Annotated in this window: 16 protein-coding genes; 9 read left to right on the top strand and 7 right to left on the bottom strand. The window is 73.8% G+C overall.

The genetic code is table 11. From position 1 onward, the window contains the following. Window positions 1-3: 3 nt before the first annotated feature. The 6 genes from AB0N27_RS07385 to AB0N27_RS07410 all read right to left on the bottom strand — a co-directional run bounded on the left by AB0N27_RS07385 (window position 4) and on the right by AB0N27_RS07410 (window position 5,070). The gene (locus AB0N27_RS07385; protein ID WP_364364572.1) at window positions 4-2,160 is read right to left on the bottom strand and encodes an FtsX-like permease family protein; all 2,157 of its coding nucleotides are present in this window, start codon (window positions 2,158-2,160) and stop codon (window positions 4-6) included. After that, complete coding sequence (locus tag AB0N27_RS07390) at window positions 2,157-2,837, bottom strand: ABC transporter ATP-binding protein (protein ID WP_364364575.1); 681 nt, start codon at window positions 2,835-2,837, stop codon at window positions 2,157-2,159. The genes AB0N27_RS07385 and AB0N27_RS07390 overlap by 4 nt, the downstream gene beginning before the upstream one ends. Then, entirely contained in the window at window positions 2,834-3,358 is a 525-nt protein-coding gene (locus tag AB0N27_RS07395) for a PadR family transcriptional regulator (RefSeq protein ID WP_364364578.1), read from the bottom strand. The genes AB0N27_RS07390 and AB0N27_RS07395 overlap by 4 nt, the downstream gene beginning before the upstream one ends. Before the next feature lie 93 nt (window positions 3,359-3,451). Beyond that, the gene (crcB, locus tag AB0N27_RS07400) at window positions 3,452-3,814 is read right to left on the bottom strand and encodes a fluoride efflux transporter CrcB (RefSeq protein WP_364364581.1); all 363 of its coding nucleotides are present in this window, start codon (window positions 3,812-3,814) and stop codon (window positions 3,452-3,454) included. Continuing rightward, window positions 3,811-4,287, bottom strand: a complete 477-nt coding sequence (locus AB0N27_RS07405; RefSeq protein WP_364364584.1) for a CrcB family protein — start codon at window positions 4,285-4,287, stop codon at window positions 3,811-3,813. Before AB0N27_RS07405 ends, crcB begins: the two co-directional genes overlap by 4 nt. 6 nt (window positions 4,288-4,293) lie before the next feature. Then, window positions 4,294-5,070 (bottom strand): class I SAM-dependent methyltransferase, encoded by a 777-nt coding sequence (locus AB0N27_RS07410; RefSeq protein WP_364364587.1) that lies wholly within the window; start codon window positions 5,068-5,070, stop codon window positions 4,294-4,296. A 241-nt stretch (window positions 5,071-5,311) separates the two neighbouring features. On the opposite strand from AB0N27_RS07410, the gene paaK reads away from it, so the two are divergent. From paaK to AB0N27_RS07435, 5 genes are read left to right on the top strand one after another with little or no spacing between them, the layout of a single operon-like run. After that, window positions 5,312-6,619 carry a phenylacetate--CoA ligase PaaK gene (gene paaK / locus AB0N27_RS07415; protein ID WP_364364590.1) on the top strand — a complete coding sequence of 436 codons (1,308 nt, stop codon included), beginning with the start codon at window positions 5,312-5,314 and terminating at the stop codon, window positions 6,617-6,619. A 50-nt stretch (window positions 6,620-6,669) separates the two neighbouring features. Beyond that, window positions 6,670-7,776, top strand: coding sequence for a nucleotide disphospho-sugar-binding domain-containing protein (locus tag AB0N27_RS07420; RefSeq protein WP_364364592.1), 1,107 nt, complete (start codon window positions 6,670-6,672; stop codon window positions 7,774-7,776). A gap of 55 nt (window positions 7,777-7,831) precedes the next feature. After that, the gene (locus AB0N27_RS07425) at window positions 7,832-8,398 is read left to right on the top strand and encodes a dienelactone hydrolase family protein (protein ID WP_364364595.1); all 567 of its coding nucleotides are present in this window, start codon (window positions 7,832-7,834) and stop codon (window positions 8,396-8,398) included. A gap of 44 nt (window positions 8,399-8,442) precedes the next feature. Continuing rightward, window positions 8,443-8,706, top strand: coding sequence for a hypothetical protein (locus AB0N27_RS07430; protein WP_364364598.1), 264 nt, complete (start codon window positions 8,443-8,445; stop codon window positions 8,704-8,706). Window positions 8,707-8,766: 60 nt separating this feature from the next. Next, window positions 8,767-9,312 (top strand): YciI family protein, encoded by a 546-nt coding sequence (locus AB0N27_RS07435; RefSeq protein ID WP_364364601.1) that lies wholly within the window; start codon window positions 8,767-8,769, stop codon window positions 9,310-9,312. An 81-nt stretch (window positions 9,313-9,393) separates the two neighbouring features. Here AB0N27_RS07435 and AB0N27_RS07440 read toward each other — a convergent pair whose 3' ends face one another. Beyond that, a complete protein-coding gene (locus tag AB0N27_RS07440) occupies window positions 9,394-11,412 on the bottom strand; it encodes an adenylate/guanylate cyclase domain-containing protein (RefSeq protein ID WP_364364604.1) in 2,019 nt (672 codons plus the stop codon). 192 nt (window positions 11,413-11,604) lie between these two features. Between AB0N27_RS07440 and AB0N27_RS07445 the strand changes: the two genes are divergently transcribed. The 4 genes from AB0N27_RS07445 (at window position 11,605) to AB0N27_RS07460 (ending at window position 18,359) form a co-directional block, all read left to right on the top strand. Beyond that, window positions 11,605-14,505, top strand: coding sequence for an AAA family ATPase (locus tag AB0N27_RS07445; protein ID WP_364364607.1), 2,901 nt, complete (start codon window positions 11,605-11,607; stop codon window positions 14,503-14,505). 137 nt (window positions 14,506-14,642) lie between these two features. Further along, complete coding sequence (locus AB0N27_RS07450; protein ID WP_364364610.1) at window positions 14,643-15,413, top strand: DUF5995 family protein; 771 nt, start codon at window positions 14,643-14,645, stop codon at window positions 15,411-15,413. Window positions 15,414-15,773: 360 nt separating this feature from the next. Next, a complete protein-coding gene (locus tag AB0N27_RS07455; protein WP_364364613.1) occupies window positions 15,774-16,175 on the top strand; it encodes a hypothetical protein in 402 nt (133 codons plus the stop codon). 87 nt (window positions 16,176-16,262) lie between these two features. Further along, window positions 16,263-18,359 carry an amino acid transporter gene (locus AB0N27_RS07460; RefSeq protein WP_364364616.1) on the top strand — a complete coding sequence of 699 codons (2,097 nt, stop codon included), beginning with the start codon at window positions 16,263-16,265 and terminating at the stop codon, window positions 18,357-18,359. Window positions 18,360-18,437 lie beyond the last annotated feature (78 nt).

An 18,437-nucleotide genomic window follows, 5' to 3' on the forward strand; every position in this document is an offset into this window, starting at 1 on the left:
CGGCTACTCGCTGCGGGCGGTCTCCGGGCCGGTGACGCGTTCCAGCAGCGGCAGGGTGGAGGCGATGACGCCGAGGCAGGCGGCCAGGCCGACGACGACGATCACGTAGAAGCGCGGCTCCGGCGCGACGAGCGTGTAGCCCATCTGCGCCCGCAGGAACAGGTGCGCGGCGAGCAGGCCCATCCCGATGGCGACGGCGGCGACGGCGAGCATCGGTACGGCGCTCTCCAACGCGACCACCCGGCGCAGGACCCGCACCGGAGCCCCGCTGAGGCGCAGCAGGCTGAACGGGCGTCTGCGCTCGGTGAGGCCGCCGATGACGCTGACCGCGAGGCTGCACCCGCCGAGCGCGAGGCTGGCGATGATGATGACGTTGGCCAGTTGCTCCCAGCCGCGCAGCGTGTTGGCGAAGTCCGACTCGAAGTCACCGGGAACGTTCGGCCCGACCCAGAAGGTCGGGAAGGCGACCTCCAGCACGGTGCGGGTGCGCTCGATGGCGGCAGCGGAGCCGTCCGTGCCGACGACGATCGACACCACCGGAATCCGCTGGAGTTCCTCGAGGGTGAGCGACGCGGCGGGCCAGATCGTCGTGGGCGACGCCGACTCCCGCCAGCGGCTGAGCCCTGTCGGCACCTCGATGACGCTCGCCCCCTCGGCGCACCTGCCGTACGCGCTCGGCAGGTCGGCGCACGCGATCACTCCGGTCTCGCCGCCGTTCATGAGGTTCGGGTTCTCCCGGATGGCGGTCGCGGACCGCACACCGGTGATCGCCCGCAGGTCGGCGAAGAGCGGGTCGGGCACCGTTGCCGCCTTCTCGTCGAACACGGTGGTCACAGTGCCCGCGTCGGTCGAGCCGATCGGGGCCGGGCCGCGTTCGTCGACGATCGTGGTGATCACGCCGACGGCGACGCTTGTGACGAAGAGCGCGAGCATGATGCCGCTGATCGCCCGGAAACCGGCCTTCGGGTTGTCGTCGAGGCGTCGCGCGGCGATGAGGGTGGCGGGGCGGTTGGCGTACCGGGCCATGATCCGGGCGCCGACCATCGTCAGCCACGGGCCGGCGAGGATCAGACCGGCCATGATGAGCAGCAGGCCGGGAAGGAACACCGCGGCCTGGCCATCGGATGTCGGGGGCCGGAACCCGATGGCGAAGAACAGCACGGCGACACCGAGCAGGATCGGGATCAGCCGGTACGCCCGCGGGGCGCGGGGAGTGACCCGGCGGGTCACGCCCAGCGGCGAGATCCGGACCCGGCGCAGCGAGACCTGGGCCGCCAGCGCCGCGGCGGCCGGAACGCCGAGCGCCACGAGCAGGACGTCCAGCACGCCCAGCGACATGTCGCTGGGGAAGAACGGCATGCCCGTGAACGGGATGCCCGCCATCGGGCCGCGGAAGGCGTAGAACAGGCCGAAGCCGACGGCGGTGCCGGTGACGGCCGCTGCGGTCGCCTCCACGGCGGCGACCACCGAGATCTGCCGGGGTGTCGCACCGACCAGGCGCATCGCGGCGAAGCGCTGCTCCCGGCGGGCGGCGCTGAGCCGGGTGGCGGTGCCGATGAAGATCAGCACCGGGAAGAGCAGCCCGCCGGCGATTACGCCCAGGATGAGGTTCACAGTGGACTCGGGAAGCGCCGGAACGTCCCCGACGCTGGCGACTCGCCGGGCGTTTGGCAGCTTGCCGACGCTGTCCGGGGTGCCGCCCACGACGGCGAGCAGAGTGTCCGGTGAGGTCAGACCGGCAGGTCCGACGGTGCCGAGGTCGCGCCCCGGGTAGCGGTCGGCCAGGTGGTCGGCCGGGTACGCCGCGAACAGTTCCCGTAGCGCGGGCGAGGCGTAGAACTCCCCGGGGCCCGGAGTGGTCGGGATGCCGGCCGGGGTGTCCGACCTCGGCCCGCTCGCGGCGACGTCGATCCGAATGATCTGCTTGCCGTGGAAGTAGTCCTCGCGCGTCGACCACCACAGGGGATCGGCGTCGCCGCCCGTCGAGGCGTTGGGATAGACCGATGCGTACCGGGTGAGCTGGGCGTTGACCGCGTTGACCCCGGCGAGGGTGGTCAGCAGCAGCCCACTGCCGACGGCGACGGCGGCGGCGATGACGAGTAGGCGGGTGAGCGCCTCGCGGCCGCCGGCTACGGCGAGGCGGAACCCGAAGCCGATCATGATGCGATCCGCTCCGGCGCGTTGACGCGCCCGTCGCGGACCATGACCTCGCGGTCGGCGTACGCGGCGATCCGGGCCTCGTGGGTCACCAGGATGACGGTGGTGCCCTGCTCGCGGGCGGCGCCGACCAGCAGGTCCATGACCTGCTCGCCGGTGAGTGAGTCGAGTGCCCCGGTCGGCTCGTCGGCGAAGAGGACCTGCGGCTCGGCGACCAGACCCCGGGCCAGGGCGACGCGCTGCGCCTGCCCGCCGGAGAGCTCACCCGAGCGCCGCTGCTCCAGGCCGTCGAGGCCGAGGCGCGAGAACCAGGCACTGGCCTTCGGCAGCGCCCGCTTGCGGTGTACGCCGCTGAGCAGCAGCGGCAGCGCGACGTTCTCCACGGCGGTCAGCTCGGGGACGAGTTGACCGAACTGGAACACGAAGCCGAAACGGTCCCGCCGTAGAGCGCTGCGTCCAGTCTCGGACATGGTGTCGATCCGGGAGCCGTCGAAGAGGATCTCGCCGGAGTGGGGCACGAGGATGCCGGCCAGGCAGTGCAGCAGGGTGGACTTGCCCGAGCCGCTGGGGCCCATGATGGCAAGGATCTCGCCCGCGTCAACGGCCACGCTCGCGCCGCGCAGGGCGGGGGTCTGACCGAAGGAGAACTCCACGTCGCGGGCCTCGATGATGACGCTCATCGCCGCACCTCCTTGCGTAGGGCGTCCAGCCGGGCGCTGGTCATCTCGATCCACCGGAGGTCCGCCTCCAGGTGGTACAGGCCGTGGTCGGCGAGCAGCGCGTCGACCAGGTTGCCGGCCCGTTTGATCTCGGTGAGCTCGCGCATCCGCTGCAGATGCGAGCTGCGCTGGGTGTCGAGGTACTCGTCGGCGGGGCGGTCGAGCATCAGCGCGAGCACGACCTTGGCGAAGAGCACCGTCTGCAGGTGCGGTTCCGGGTCGACCGGCTGGGTCAGCCACTGCTCGACCTCGGTCGCGCCGAGGTCGGTGATGATGTAGCGCTTGCGGTCGGGGCCGGAACCGGGCGCGACGTCGCTGATGACCACCTTGCCGTCCCGGGCCAGGCGGCTGAGGGTGGAGTAGACCTGGCCGAACGGCAGTGGCTTGCCCCGCCCGAAGAAGGCGTCGTAGTCGCGCTTGAGGTCGTATCCGTGGCTGGGCTCTCGTTCGAGGAGGCCGAGCAGGGTCAGTGGCACGCTCATGCCAGGAGACTACACCGAGGGTATACCTCGCGTATATACCCTCAGGGTGTTCTCGTCGGATCCCTCGTCAGGGGCGCCACTGTGAGTCGGAGGTCAGCCCGTCAGGGCGCGGGCCACGGCGTAGCCGGCGGTGGCCGCGACGAGCCCGGCGGCGACACTGCCCAGCGCGTAGGCGACAGCGAGGAGCCGGTCGCCGCCCCGGGCGAGCCGCAGTGTCTCGTAGCTGAAGGTGGAGTAGGTGGTCAACGCGCCGCAGAACCCGGTGCCCAGCGCCGCCGTCACCGCCGGACCGGCCGGCCACCCGACCAGCGCGCCCAGCAGCAGTGACCCGATCACGTTGACGGTGAAGGTGCCCCACGGGAACGCGGAGCCGTGCCGGGACTGCACGGCCCGATCGGTGAGGTAGCGCAGCGGTGCGCCGACGGCCGCGCCCAGCGCGATGAGCAGCAGTGTCACCGGGCTGCCCGCCGTCGCAGCAGCGCGGCGGTGCCGGCATCACCCGACCCGACCGCGACGAGCGCCCCGAGCAGCGTCGCGGCCAGGTACGCCACAGCGGTGCCCGGGGCGCCCGCGACAAGCGCCTGTTGGACGTCCACCGCGTACGTGGAGAAGGTGGTGAAGCCGCCCAGCACCCCGACCCCGAGGAACGGTCGGGCCAGGGGGTGTCCACCGCCGACGTGCGTGAGTGTCGCCATCAGTACGCCGATCAGCAGGCAGCCGGAGAGGTTGACGCCGAACGTCGCCCACGGGAAACCGGTCGGCGCGTGCGGGGCGAGATGTTGCAGCCCGGCCCGGGCCAGTGCGCCGAGCACCCCGCCGGCCGCGATGGTGCCGAGAACCGTCGCCGGGCGGACGGTCAGCTCTCTCCGGTCGGCGGGGACGCGAAGGTCGACGTCGGGGTCGGTGCGCGGGTCTGGCGGCTCTGACACGGGTCCTCAGCGTAGTGCGGCCACGGCGGCGTCCGGGCCGCCGCGCCACAGCGTGCCCACCTCGCGGTATCCGGCGTCGGTGAGCGCGGCGAGGTGCCAGGAGGCCGGCGGGTTCCACTCCGGGCTGTGCCCGGTCGGGTAGATGGCGTGCCGGCGGGCCACCAGGGGGGCGAGCGCCGGGTCCGCGCCGGCCCGCTCCCACCACTGCGACCAGGACAGCACCGATCCGGCTGCGTACCGGGCGTCGCGCCGCTCACGTGCCCGGTCCATGAGTCGTTTGGTCAGCTCCGGCAGGGTGTCCTCGGGCATGTGGTCGGCGTTGACGAAGACCCCGCCCGGTCGCAGCACGTCGCGCAGTTCGGCGTAGAGCGCGCCGAGCCGCTCGGCGGGCAGCCAGTGCAGGGCGGTGGCGGTGAGGACGGCGTCGTACCCGTCATGGGGGAGTGCGGCACGCCACTCGGGAGTGCCGAGATCGGCGGTGACGATTGTGGCGCGCTCGCCCAGCGAGGCCCCGGCGATGGCGAGCAGCGCCGGGTCGAGGTCCACAAGGGTCACCTCGGCGCCGGGGAAGCGTGCAAGCGTCCGCAGCGAGATGCTGCCGGTGCCGCCGGCCAGGTCGAGCAGGCGCGGTGGCCGCCCGTCGAGGACGGCGTGGACGGCGTGGACGGCGTGGACGGCGTCGAGCATCGTGGCGAGGCGGTGTTCCCGGTCCGGTAGGTAGGCCTCCTGCTGGCGGTCCCAGCTCTCCTGCCACGCCGACGCATCCGTGATGTAAGGAGTCATGGTGCTGAGGCTAGTTACTCCACCGTCTCGGGTCCAGACCTTGTTGCACATCTTTTGCAATTGCGAGAGGATGGCGGGGCGATGATCAGAGCGACGCCGGGCCGGGCGCCACGCCCGGTTCGGCGCCCCTCACCCGCACGCGCCCACCGCCCGTCGACATGGCGTCCAGTGACCGCCCCGGCGACGGCGGCGTACGGTACCCGCAGCCCCACCGGGACCGTCGCGCCAAGGGAGACAGGCGATGCAGGACCGCACCCCTCGTCCCGACGAGCTGGAGCCGGTCGAGCGCGCCGGCGTCGACGAGCTGCGTGCCCTGCAACGCGAGCGGCTGCGCTTGTCGCTGCGGCACGCGTACGACAACGTGCCGCACTACCGCCGGGCGTTCGACGCGGCCGGGGTGCACCCCGACGACTGCCACGACCTCGACGACCTGGCCCGCTTCCCGTTCACCGGCAAGGCCGAGCTGCGCGACAACTACCCGTTCGGCATGTTCGCCGTACCCCGGGAGCGGATCGCCCGACTGCACGCCTCCTCCGGCACCACCGGCCGGCCGACGGTGGTCGGCTACACCCGCGACGACCTGCGCACCTGGGCCCGACTGATGGCCCGGTCCATCCGGGCCTCCGGCGGCCGACCGGGCGACCGGGTGCACGTCGCGTACGGCTACGGGCTCTTCACCGGCGGCCTGGGCGCGCACTACGGTGCCGAGGAACTGGGCTGCACCGTCATCCCGGTCTCCGGCGGCATGACCGAACGCCAGGTGATGCTGATCCGCGACTTCGAACCCGAGGTCATCATGGTCACACCCAGCTACATGCTCGCCATCGTCGACGAGATGCAGCGCCAGGGCGTCGACCCGCGCGCCACCTCGCTGCGGGTGGGCATCTTCGGGGCGGAGCCGTGGACCGAGGACATGCGCCACGAGATGGAGCAGCGTCTGGACATCCACGCCGTCGACATCTACGGGCTCTCCGAGGTGATGGGTCCGGGCGTGGCCACCGAGTGCGTCGAGACCAAGGACGGGCTGCACGTCTGGGAGGACCACTTCTACCCGGAGATCATCGACCCGGTCACCGGAGCGGTGCTGCCCGACGGTGAGCGGGGTGAGCTGGTGCTCACCTCCCTGACCAAGGAGGCGATGCCAGTCGTGCGCTACCGCACCCGCGATCTGACCCGGCTGCTGCCCGGCACCGTCCGCCCGATGCGCCGGATCGAGAAGATCACCGGTCGGACGGACGACATGATGATCGTGCGCGGGGTGAACGTCTTCCCCACCCAGATCGAGGAGCTGATCCTGCGGACCCCGCAGCTGTCACCGCACTTCCAGTGCGTCCTGGACCGGCAGGGCCGGCTGGACAGCCTCACCGTACGGGTCGAGCGGCGGGCCGGGGTCGCCGTGGACGCCGCCGAGCGGGCCGGCGCGACGCTCGTCGAGCTGGTGAAGAACACGGTCGGCGTGAGCGTCGCGGTGCAGGTGCTCGCACCGGACGCGGTGGAGCGGTCGATGGGCAAGATGCGCCGCATCGTCGACCAGCGCCGGGCCGGCTGAAGGCGCCGAGGGGCAGCCGGCGTCGCCGCCGTCGACATAGGATCCGCCTCATGCGCGTGCTGGTGGTCTCCGCGCCACTCGTCGGCCATGCCTTCCCGCTGGTGCCGCTCGCGGTCGCGCTGCGCGACGCCGGCGACGACGTGCTGCTGGCCACCGGCGGCGGTGCGCTGGCCGCCGCCGACGCCGGTCTGCCGGTGCACGACGTCGCGCCGGGCTTCGACTTCGGCCGGATCGCGCTGCGGGTCCTTCCCCGCCACCCGCTTGTCGCGCGCGCCGAGCTGGCCGGCACGGCCGGCACCCGGGGCGCCGGCCTGCTGTTCGGCGCGCTCAACGACCAGCTCACCGATCCGGTTGTCGCGCTCGCCGACAGGTGGCGCCCGGATCTGGTGCTGCACGAGCCGTTCGCGGTCGCCGGCGCGGTGGCCGCCGCGCGGCTCGACGTGCCGGCCGTCCGCCAGGAGAACTCCCTCTTCGACGGCCGGGAACTGGTCCGCGCCACAGGGGCCCGCCTCGGTGCCACGCTGCGCCGGCACGGCCTGACCGAGCTGCCGCCACCCGCCGCCGCCATCGCCGTGGCCCCGCCCAGCGTGGCCGTCCAGGACGGGTGGCCGATGCGGTACGCCTCGTACGTCGGCGGCGGCGAGCTGCCGTCCTGGCTGCGCGAGCCGGGTGAACGGCCCCGCGTCCTGGTCACCCGCAGCACCCTGACCGGCCCCGGCGACAGGGGTCCGATGCCCGCCGTGGTGGCCGCCGCCGCCCAGGTGGACGCCGAGTTCGTGCTGGTCCGCCCGGACGGGCGCTCGGCGCGTTCGCTGCCCGGCAACGTACGGGTGGTCGACTGGATTCCCCTGGGCGAGGCGTTGCCGGCAAGCGCGGCGCTGGTCCACCACGGCGGCGCGGGCAGCGCCCTGGGCGCCCTCGCCGCCGGTCTGCCCCAGCTGGCCACCGTGGGCCCGGGGGACCGGCGGCACAACGCCGAACTGGTGGCCCGCCGAGGCGCCGGCCTGGCGCTGCGCCCCCGGGACGTCACCGCGGAGGCGCTGACCCGGCTGCTCACCGACGACGGCCTGCGCGCCGCCGCCGGTCAGGTCAGCCGGGAGATCGCCGCCATGCCGGCACCCGCCGACCTCGTCCCGCGGCTGGCCGCGCTGGTCTGAGATCCGTCCCGCGTGGCCACACCTGACCGGCGACCGGCTGCGGCAGGATGACCGGATGCGACACGTCGTGCTGTTCCACTCCGTGTACGGGCTGCGCCCCGCCGTGCGCGCCGCCGCCGACCGGTTGCGCGCCGCCGGGCACCGGGTCACCACCCCCGACCTGTACGGCGTCGCGGCCGCCGACACCGTCGAGGAGGGCTTCGCGCTGCTCGACAAGGTCGGTCAGGAGGTGGTGCTCGACCGGGCCCGGGCGGCGCTGCGTGACCTGCCACCCGAGGCGGTGCTCGCCGGCTTCTCGATGGGCGCCGGGGTCGCCGGGGCGTTGCTGGCCGAGCGCCCCGACTGCGCCGGACTGCTCCTGCTGCACGGCACCGGTGGCGCACCGGACGCGGTACGCGCCGGACTGCCGGTGCAGCTGCACCTCGCCGACCCGGACCCGTACGACGCGCCGGACGAGGTCGACGAGTGGGAACAGGCGATGACCGACGCCGGCGCCGACCTGACGGTGTTCCGCTATCCCGGCGTGGGGCACCTGTTCACCGACCCGGACCTGGCCGAGTATGCCCCGGACGCGTCCGCCGCGCTGTGGCCGCGGGTGTCGGCTTTCCTGGCCGCGCACTGACCGGTCAGGAACGGCGAGGGTGTGCGGCGCCTACTGCCGAAGGGTTGGCGGGCCTGCTCGACGCCGCCGGGCTCACCGACGTGCGGTGCGAGACGATCAGCTGGGTGCACCGCACGGACCCTGAGGTGTGGTGGAGCGGCCCCGCCAACGGCATCAGCAGGCCGGGCCTGGTGATGGAGACCCAGCCGCCTGAGATGGTCGTCCGCATCCGCGCCGCGTACGACGAGCTGACCGCCGCCTACCGGGACACGGACGGCCTGCTCGCGCTGCCCACCGCCGCGCTGCTGGCCTCGGCGTCCGTGCCGTAGGGCGACCGGCCAGGACCCCGGCCCTCCTGGCCGTGCGGCACCGCGTCGAGAATGCGGGCCATGGACTTTCTGTGCTACCACCGTGACCGGCCCGGCTCGGCGACCCTGCGGGATGAGCTGCGCGAAGAGCACTGGTCCTACATGGACCGGTACGCGGAGACGATGATCGCCCGTGGCCCGACCTTCGTCGGCGACACGCCCACCGGCAGCGTGCACATCGTCGGCGTGACCGATCCGGCCGCCGCTCGGGCGTTCGCCTTCGACGAGCCGAACTACCAGGCCGGCGTGTACCGCGATGTGCTGCTGCGCCGGTGGCACAACGCGCTCGGTCGGACGATGTGGGACTTCCCCGGAGGCCGGACCGGCGGCGACCGCTACCTGGTGCTCGGTCTCGGCCGGGGGGAGCCCGCCGACCTGGCCGTGCCGCCCAACTCGGACGACCTGATCGCGTACGGGCCGCTGGTATCCGACGACGCGGCCACGTGGCTCGGCACCGCCGCACTGGTCCGGGCGTCGGACGCGGGTGCGGCGCGCACCATCCTGACCCCGGACCGGTACGCCGACATCGAGGTGCACCACTGGCAGTTCGGCGGGCGGCCGTCCTGACCCGCTGCGGGACGATCTCGCGCACCTCGTGCGCCGGGACGGCGTGCAGCGTCGGCGCCGCGCCCGGCCGCCCACGGGTCCTCAGGCGGCGGCCAGACCGTCCGGTCGGCGAATCAACGGCGGACGGGGCAGGGTGGCGGGCGGCCCGGACGAGTGGGCTGGCGTGGCGCCGGCCGTCGGGACGGCTCGCAGGCGACGGGCGGCCGGCGGACGGCTGGTCCCGGGAGTCGGCGTGGCTGCCCGGGTGAGCACCGTCGGGGCGGCGATGCGTTGGCGCAGCGACAGGGGTTCGCCCTCCTGCACCTGGGCGGCGGTGGCACGAACGGCGCCTGTGCGATCGTCGCGCCGCACGGAACCCTGGCGGACCGGTTCCAGGTGCGGGGCGTCGGCGGCCCGGCGGGCGAAGAGGGCCCGCAGCGCACGGGGCAACCGCTCGGCGGCGACCTGGCGCAGCGCGGGCGCGGCGAACACGTACCCGTCGGTGCGGTGCGGAAGCAGCAGCCCGGCGACGGCCAGGGCGCGCAGCGCCGACGCGGATCGGCCCGGAGCCCAGCCCAGCACCCGGTCCAGCGTCGCAGCGGAGACCCTGCCGCCCACTGTCGCGGCGGCCATAAGCGCCGCCCGCCGCTCGCCGTCGAGGCGGTCCACCTCCGCGCCGACGGCCCGTCGTACCGGCTCGGGCAGCGCCACCGGGTCGGCACCCGCGACGACCGACGCCACGTACGCGGCGGCGTGCCCGGGTCGGCCGCCCACCAGCGGCAGCAGCCGGTCGACAAGGGCCACCGGCTGCCCGGCCCGGGTCAGCAGGTGGCGCAGCAGCCGCCCGGACTGCACCGCCGCGAGGGGCCGGATGGACATCCGCCGGGCGTGCCCGGGTCGGGTGTCGGCCCACTGCGGCTGGTGCACGGTGAGCACGGCCACCGGCAACCTGCGGGTCGTGGCGGCGGTGAACAGCGCGTGCAGGAATCGGCTCACCTCTGGCGCGGCCCGGTCCACGTCGTCCACGGCGACGACGAGCGGTCGGACGGCGGCCAGGCGCAGCAGGACGTCGCGGCAGACCGCCGCGCCGGCGAGCGCCTCCGGCGATCCGTCCGGGGTGGCCAGCAACCGCCGCAACGCCGGAACCACCTCGGCGACCCCGGTCGGCCCGAGCAGCGGCGTCAGCGCGGCGACCAGCCGGTCGCCCACAAGCGCCGGGCCGTCGCCGTGGCGGATCCCGACGAGGCCGCGCAGCAGCTCCGCCACCGGCGCCAGGACCTGATCGGGGTACGGCGGGCAACTCACCACGCACCAGCGCACCGCCCGACCGTCCACCGTGTGCAGTGCGCGGGTCAGCTCGTGCAGCAGCCGGCTGCGGCCACTGCCGGTGGGGCCGACCAGGGAGACCCACTGCGGCTGGTGTTCGCGGATCGCCCGGGTCACCCGGTCGGTGATGGCGGCCAGCTCGCGGCGGCGGCCGATCAGCGGGCCGTCGTGCCTGTCGGTGCCCGGACGGACCGGCCCGACGGCGTGCCAGACCGGCATCGGCGGCACCCGGCCGGCGACAGGCACCGGCGCCAGTTGGCGCTGGGCGATCAGCCCGGCGGTGGCCCGGGCGGTGGCCGCACAGAGCGCCACGGCGCCGGGCGGGGCGTACTCCTGGAGGCGGGCCGCGGTGGTGATGACCGCGCCGCTGGCCACGCCGTGGCCGCCGCTGACGGCACCACCCAGGTCGACGACGACCTCGCCGGTGGCCACGCCGACGCGTACGCGCAGCCGGACGTCCCCGACCATCGGCCGGCGGTCGAGCGCCGCCTGGATCTCCAGTCCGGCCCGCACCGCCCGGTACGCGTCGAAGCCGTCGGAGTGCCGGGCGCCGAAGAGTGCCATCACCGCGTCGCCTACGTACTTCTCGACGACGCCGTGCCAGCGGTGCAGGACGGCGGCGACGGTGTCGAAGTAGGCCCGTTGCAGCTCCCGCACGTCCTCCGGATCCAGTCGGTCCACCAGAGCGGTGGAGCCGACGATGTCGGCGAAGAGGACGGTTACCGTCCGTCTCTCCTGCGGTACCGGCCAGTGTGTGTCCGGGGCCCGCCGGGCGTCGATGATGGTGCTGGTCATGGTTTACGCACCGGCCTTTCCCCGCTGGTGGTTGACGACCATCGGAGATTGGCACCCCTGGGCCGACAGGGGATCGGCAGAACGACGTATGTCGGCCACTCGCAACCTTTAGTCGCAATGTCGACGCGAGGAGTACCACAAGCGGCAGATGGCCGTAGAACGGTACGGGGGCGTGTGATTAGGCTGCGTGCCATGGCCAGCGATGTGGACACCGCACCGCTCGTGGGTCGGGCCGAGCTGGTGCAGACGGTTCGGTCCGCGCTGCTCGGTGACGTCGCGCACGGGCAGACCGCCGCCGTCTTCCTGACCGGCGAGAGTGGTGTGGGCAAGACCCGGCTGCTCGGCGAGATCGGCGACCGGCTGCGTGACCAGGGCGCCCTGGTGCTGACCGGCAGTTGCCTGGACATCGGCGACGCCTCACCGCTGCACCCGTTGCTACAGGCGTTGCGCCGCTTCGACGCGGACCTGTCGGCCGCGCAGGCCCGCACCTCCTCGGCGGTACGGGGCCTGCTGCAGATGTTCGCCGACGAGACCGCCGGCCCGGACGGCGCGGGGGCGCTGCTGGAGCGGGTCTCCCGGGGGCTGCACCTGATCGCCGAGGGCCGGCCGCTGGTGCTGATCCTCGACGACCTCCAGTGGGTCGACCGCAGCACCCGCCAACTGCTGCTCTACCTGCTCGCCGGCCTCGGCGACCTGCAGCTGTCGGTGCTGGCCGCGGTACGCGCCGAGTCGCTGCAGGGCGCGCATCCGCTGCGCCGGGTCCTCACCGAGCTGCGTCGGCTGCGGACGGTGCGGGTGCTCGACCTGGCGCCGCTGGACCGCGCCGGCACCGAGGAACTCGCCGCGGCGGTGGTCGGCCGGGCGCTGCCGGCGGAGGCCGCCGAGCAGGTGTGGCAGCGCAGTGGCGGCAACCCGTTCGTCATCGAGGAGCTGGCCCGTGACCTGCGCGACGGTCGGGTAGGGCTGTCCGAGACCCTGCGGGAGGTCTTCCTCGACCGGGTCGACGCTCTTCCCCAGCACGCGCACGCGGTGGTGCACGCGGTGGCCGCCGGGGTCGAGCCGGTGCAGCACTGGCTGCTGGCCGAGGTGTTGCGGCTGCCGGAGGAGGAGCTGATCGACGCGGCCCGGGCGGCCGTGGCGCACCGGCTGCTGGTCGGCGCCGACGACGGCTACCGGCTGCGGCACCGTCTCGTCGCCGAGGTGCTGGCGCACGAGCTGCTGCCTGCCGAACGCTCCGGGCTGCACCGCCGGTACGCCGAGGCGTTGACCGCCGCGCCGGGCGAGCTGCACCAGGCCCGGTTGGCGCACCACTGGCGGCTGGCCGGTGAGCCGGCGCGGGCGCTGCCGGCGGCGGTGGCCGCCGCGCAGGAGGCCGAGCGGCTGCACGGTTACGCCGAGGCGCACCGCCACTGGTCGGTGGCGTTGCAGCTGGCCGGCGACTCCGGCTCGCTCGACGTGGACCGGGTCGAGCTGCTCGGCAACGCCGCCGAGGCGGCCCACCACTGTGGGGAGCACGCCCGGGCCCTGACCCTGCTGGAGGAGCTGGCCGAGGTGCAGGGCGGTGCGCCGACCTGCGCGCTGCACATCCGCCGGGCCCGCTACCTGGCCGCCGCCGGGCGGTCGGCGCTGGCCGAGGAGGAGTACCAGCGGGCGCTGGAGGCGGCGGACTGCTCTCCCCGCGATCGGGCAACCGCCGCCGCCCGCCTGGCCGAGCTGCTGCTGTACCTGGGCCGCTACGCCGACGCCGGTCGACGGGCCCGGGAGGCGTTGGCGCTGGCCGCCGACGCCGAGGACTCCGCCACCGAGGTGGTGCTTGCCAGCTCCGCCCTGGGCTTCAGCGACGCCTACCTGGAGGACCCGGACGCCGGGCTGGCGGTGATGCGCGACGCCCTCGACACCGCCGAGCGTGCCGGTCAGCCCGAGGACGTGGCCTGCGCGTACCTGCACCTCGCGGAGCTGTTGACCGGGCCGCTGAACGTCCTCGAGGAGGGCGTCGTGGTGGCCCGGCGCGGCGCCGAGCGGGTGGCCGAGCTGGGACTGGGCCGCACCTGGGGGACCCGGCTGCTCGCCATCGCCATCAACGGCCTGTTCCGGGTGGGCCAGTGGGCCGAGGCGGAGAAGGTGGTGGCCGCCGCGCTGCGGCACCGACCGTCCGGTGCGGACGCCGTCGAGCTGCTGCTGGCCCGGTGCCGGCTCTCGGTGGGGTACGGCGACATCGACGCCGCCAGCCGGGACCTCGACGCGGTGGCGACGCTGCTCGCGGGCGGCGGGGCGCGGCACGTCATCCCGTTGCTCACCCTGCGCTCCGGGCTGGCCATGTGGGAGGGCCGGCACGACGTGGCACGGCAGGCGGTGCAGCGTGGCCTGACCGAGAGCCGCTCGGACGACGTGACGATCCTGTCCGCGCTGGTCTGGCACGGTCTGCGGGCCGAGGCCGAGGCGCACGCCAGCCGTACCGTGGCGGTGGACCCGACGGCGGTACGTCGACTGCGGGACGTGGCCGAGCGGGTGGCCCGCAAGAGCGCGTCCGCAGCCGGCCCGGTGCGGTCGGTGGTGGACGGGTTCCTGGCGTTGTGCGCCGCCGAGGTGAGCCGCCTGGACGGCAGCGACCCGGAGTTGTGGGCGGCCTCGGTGGCCGAGTGGGACAGGCGTCACCACCCCTACCCGGCCGCGTACTCGCGGCTGCGCCAGGCCGAGGCGCTGCTGGCCCGGCGCAGCCGGGTGGCCACCGCGGGCAAGCTGCTGCGTGCCGCGTACCAGGTCGCGCAGGGGTTGGGCGCGGTGCCGTTGACCTCGGAGATCCGGGAGCTGGCCGGGCGGGCGCGGGTGTCGCTGGAAGAGCGCGAGCAGACCGACGCCGCCCGGGGCGCCGGGCCGGGCGAGGCGGCCGACGACGAGCTGGCCACGCTCACCGCCCGCGAGCGCGAGGTGCTCGCCCTGGTCGCCGAGGGGCTCACCAACCGGGAGATCGGCCAACGGCTGTTCATCAGCGAGCGGACCATCGGCGTGCACGTGTCGCACATCTTCGACAAGTTGCAGGTCCGCACCCGCGTGCAGGCCAGCGCGATCCACCTGCGCAACAGGCACGGCTGACCGGCCCCCGTCGGGCGATCACCGGCCGTGTGCGCGCCGGGATACGTCGTTCTACTGATCCGGTGCTCGGTGTCGGCTGAGAGGCTGAGCCCCGTCGACGGCGGCACGGGGGTGTCGCGGACCACCATGGAGGAGAGATGACCGAACCGGTCTGGGGGCCCGTGCACCGGGACATCGTCGACCTGCTCGCCGACCATCCCGCGGACGTGCCTGCCGTGGTCGATCACCTCACCAAACTCCAGGACCTGCTGGTGCGGCTGCCTCCGCTGGAGGAGAGCTGCCCCCTCGCCGACTTCAACAAGCTCTACCTGACCATCACCAGCAGCGTGCTGGACGGCCTGTACGACGACCGCTTCGTCGACCCGGCTTTCCTGTCCCGGCTGGACGTCGAGTTCGCGGCGCGGTATTTCGACGCGATGCGGATGTGGACCGACTCCAGCCCCGGCACGCCGAAGGCGTGGTCGTGCCTGTTCGAGCGGATGCGCGGACCGGACGCCCGGCCGTTGCCGTCCGCGGCGGCGGGTGTCAACGCGCACATCAACTTCGACCTGCCGTTCGCGCTGGTCACCACGTTCGACCACCTGGAGTCCGAACCGGTCGACGGCAGCGACCAGCACCACGACTACCTCGAGATCAACAACATCTTCGCCGACAAGATCCCCGGCCTGCGCCGGGGCTACCTGGAGCGGTGGCAGCTGCTCATCGACATGCTCAACGGCGACATCGACGACTGGTACCAGGGGGAACTGGTCGAGTACACACGCGATGTCGCCTGGCGCAACGCGCAGAAGATCTGGCGGTGCCGGCACGATCCGGACGCCCGCGAGTGTGAGCGCACGCGGTTGGACGACAACGCCGCGGCGCTCGGCCGGCTGCTGCTCTCGCCCCTCGGGGCGTTCCTGCAGTAGCCGGGACGGGGGGCTCCCGCGCTCCGCCCCGTGGGGGGCGGCGGAGCGCGGGAGCGCGTCCCACCCCGCCGGTCCGCCCACGCGTGTGGACGGCGGGGACAGCCGGTCGGCCCGGGGGGTGTCGACCGTCTGCCGCCGTCGGCCGGCCCGGGGGGAGCCGGCCGGCGGCGGTCCGGGACGACACGGGGGTACGCCGACGGGCCGCCCGAATGGGGGGTGTCGGCCGGCCCGTAACGGGTACGCCCGCGCCATGACCGTCCTGGCCCGGCGGCGGCCCGCCGCCCGACCCCGGCCCGCGCGGCCCGGCCCCCTGCGGCCGGGTGGCCCGGTGCCGCGACCCGCCGCCCGCCCCGGTGCGGCGTGAGCAGCCCCGAGACGCGGTTCCCGTTCCGCTTCGACCCGGTCTTCCGGCCGCTGTTGGCGGTGCTGGGCGTCCGCCCGTCGACCGCCTGGGTCGTCGTCTCCGACCGGGAGCTGCTCATCAGGTACGGCCCCTGGCGGCTGCGCACCGACCGGGCCAACGTGACGGGGGTCGAGGTGAGCGGGCCCTACCGCTGGTGGCGGGCGATCGGACCGCACGTGTCGATGGTCGACAGGGGTGTGAGCTTCGGCAGCAGCACGGCCGGCGGGGCGTGCCTGCGCTTCGGCGTGCCGGTGCCGGCGCTGGCGCCCGCCGGGTGGCTCCGCCATCCGGCGGCCACGGTGACGATCACCGATCCGCCCGCCCTGGCCCGGCTGCTCGCCGGCCCGGACCCGTCCTGAGCTGGTCGTCCGCCTGCCCGGTTCGGCCGGTCGGGCCCGGGGCTACCGCCTACCGTCGGATCAGAACCTGCGAGGGTGGGACGGGCGATGTCTGACGAACACCGGGCGAGACCACGACGCTGGAACGGACGCCGCCACGCGCCGACGGGACCGGACCCGGCGCTGCGAGCGGCCCGCGACCCGGCCCGCCCGCACCGGGGCGGTCGACCGGGCGTCGTGGTGCCCGAACGGGTGGCCAGCCCGGCCCGTTCCGGGCCGCCGGCCAGCCCGCTGCGCCGTTGGCTCTTCCAGCACCGGGTGCAGCCGCCCGGCCCGGAGGCGGAGGAGGGGCAGAACCGCAGGCACCCCTGGTGGCAGGTCATGTGCCTGACCGGCGTGGACTACTTCAGCACCCTGTCGTACCTGCCGGGGATCGCGGCTGTCGCGGCCGGGGCGCTGTCCCCGCTGGCGACCCTGTTGATCGTCGCGCTCACCCTGTTCGGCATGCTGCCGATGTACCGGCGGGTGGCCCAGGAGAGCCCGCACGGGCAGGGATCGGTGGCGATGCTGGAGCGGCTGCTGCCGTTCTGGCGGGGCAAGGTCTTCGTGCTCGTCCTGCTCGGGTTCGTCGCCACCTCCTGGATCATCACGATCACCCTTTCCTCGGCCGACGCCACGGTGCACCTGCTGGAGAACCCGTACCTGCCCGACGCCCTGCACGGTTCGGCCGTCCCGGTCGTGGTCACCGTGGCGCTGCTGCTCGTCCTGGGCGGGGTGTTCCTGCTCGGCTTCCGCGAGGCCGTGGTGGTGGCCATCCCGCTTGTCGCCGTCTTCCTGCTGCTCAACGCGGTGATCGTGGTGGACGCCGTGGTGCGGATCGTCGCCGACCCGACGATCGTGTCGGACTGGACGGCGGCGTTGACCACCGGCGGCGCCGGACCGGGCCAGGTGGTGCTCACCGCCGTGCTGGCGTTCCCGCTGCTGGTGCTGGGGTTGTCCGGGTTCGAGACGGGCGTCAGCATGATGCCGCTGGTGTCGGCGTCCGGACCGGACAAGCCGGCCCGGCTGGCGGCCCGGATCCGCAACACCCGCCGGCTGCTCACCACCGCCGCGTTGATCATGTCGGTGTACCTGATCTCGACCACGTTCGTGACGACGGCGCTCATCCCGGCCGAGGAGTTCCAACCGGGCGGTGCGGCGAACGGCCGGGCGTTGGCGTTCCTGGCGCACACCTACCTGGGCGAGGCGTTCGGCACGGTGTACGACCTGAGCAGTGTGCTCATCCTCTGGTTCGCCGGCGCCTCGGCGATGGCCGGACTGATCAACATCGTGCCGCGCTACCTGCCGTCGTACGGGATGGCGCCGGAGTGGGCGCGTGCGGTACGCCCCGTGGTGATCGTCTACACCCTGGTGAGCGTCGCCATCACGATCGCCTTCCGGGCCGACGTCAACGCCCAGGCCGGGGCGTACGCGACGGGCATCCTGGCGATGATGGTCTCGGGCGCGGTGGCCGTGACCATCGCGGCGGCCCGCCACGGCCAGCGCGGCAGCGCGATCGGCTTCACCGTGTTGACCCTCGTGCTGCTCTACGCGCTCGTGGAGAACGTCATCGAGAAACCGGACGGCATCACCATCTCGGCGCTGTTCATCCTCGGCATCATCGCCGTGTCGCTGATCTCCCGGGTGACCCGGACGACGGAGCTGCGCGCCGAGCGGATCGAGTTCGACGAGCCGGCCCGCCGGTTCATCACCGAGTCGCTGGCACACGACGGGCAGCTCCACCTGATCGCGAACAAGCGGCAGGGCGGCTCGGTGAAGGAGTACACGGTCAAGGAGCGGGCGCAGCGGGGGATGAACCCGGTGCCCGGCGCCGCGGACGTGCTGTTCCTGGAGATCGACGTGGTCGACCCGTCGGAGTTCAGCCAGGTGCTGCGTGTGCACGGGGTCGAGGTGGGCGGTTTCCGGGTGCTGCGGGCGAGCAGCCCGGCGGCACCCAACGCGATAGCGGCGATCCTGCTGGCCCTGCGCGACGCCACAGGGGTCCGGCCGCACGCGCACTTCGAGTGGTCCGAGGGGAGTCCCATCGCCCACCTGCTGCGCTACCTCATCCTGGGCCGGGGGGACACCCCGCCCGTGGTGCGGGAGATCCTGCGTCGTACCGAACGGGACCCGCTGCGCCGGCCCGGCATCCACGTCGGCGGGTGAACGGCGGGCGTCCCATCTGGGGCGGTTAAAGATGAATCACAGCACTATTCACGTTCACACCTTCCTGTCCGGATTGCG

This window comes from Micromonospora sp. NPDC093244, from assembly GCF_040683695.1.
Taxonomy (GTDB): Bacteria; Actinomycetota; Actinomycetes; order Mycobacteriales; family Micromonosporaceae; genus Micromonospora.

What these genes read in the sequence shown, in the direction of transcription:
- AB0N27_RS07385 (WP_364364572.1), bottom strand. Translation starts at nt 2,160, where the DNA reads ATGATCGGCTTCGGGTTCCGCCTCGCCGTAGCCGGCGGCCGCGAGGCG.
- AB0N27_RS07390 (WP_364364575.1), bottom strand. Translation starts at nt 2,837, where the DNA reads ATGAGCGTCATCATCGAGGCCCGCGACGTGGAGTTCTCCTTCGGTCAG.
- AB0N27_RS07395 (WP_364364578.1), bottom strand. Translation starts at nt 3,358, where the DNA reads ATGAGCGTGCCACTGACCCTGCTCGGCCTCCTCGAACGAGAGCCCAGC.
- AB0N27_RS07410 (WP_364364587.1), bottom strand. Translation starts at nt 5,070, where the DNA reads ATGACTCCTTACATCACGGATGCGTCGGCGTGGCAGGAGAGCTGGGAC.
- paaK (WP_364364590.1), top strand. Translation starts at nt 5,312, where the DNA reads ATGCAGGACCGCACCCCTCGTCCCGACGAGCTGGAGCCGGTCGAGCGC.
- AB0N27_RS07420 (WP_364364592.1), top strand. Translation starts at nt 6,670, where the DNA reads ATGCGCGTGCTGGTGGTCTCCGCGCCACTCGTCGGCCATGCCTTCCCG.
- AB0N27_RS07425 (WP_364364595.1), top strand. Translation starts at nt 7,832, where the DNA reads ATGCGACACGTCGTGCTGTTCCACTCCGTGTACGGGCTGCGCCCCGCC.
- AB0N27_RS07435 (WP_364364601.1), top strand. Translation starts at nt 8,767, where the DNA reads ATGGACTTTCTGTGCTACCACCGTGACCGGCCCGGCTCGGCGACCCTG.
- AB0N27_RS07440 (WP_364364604.1), bottom strand. Translation starts at nt 11,412, where the DNA reads ATGACCAGCACCATCATCGACGCCCGGCGGGCCCCGGACACACACTGG.
- AB0N27_RS07445 (WP_364364607.1), top strand. Translation starts at nt 11,605, where the DNA reads ATGGCCAGCGATGTGGACACCGCACCGCTCGTGGGTCGGGCCGAGCTG.
- AB0N27_RS07450 (WP_364364610.1), top strand. Translation starts at nt 14,643, where the DNA reads ATGACCGAACCGGTCTGGGGGCCCGTGCACCGGGACATCGTCGACCTG.
- AB0N27_RS07460 (WP_364364616.1), top strand. Translation starts at nt 16,263, where the DNA reads ATGTCTGACGAACACCGGGCGAGACCACGACGCTGGAACGGACGCCGC.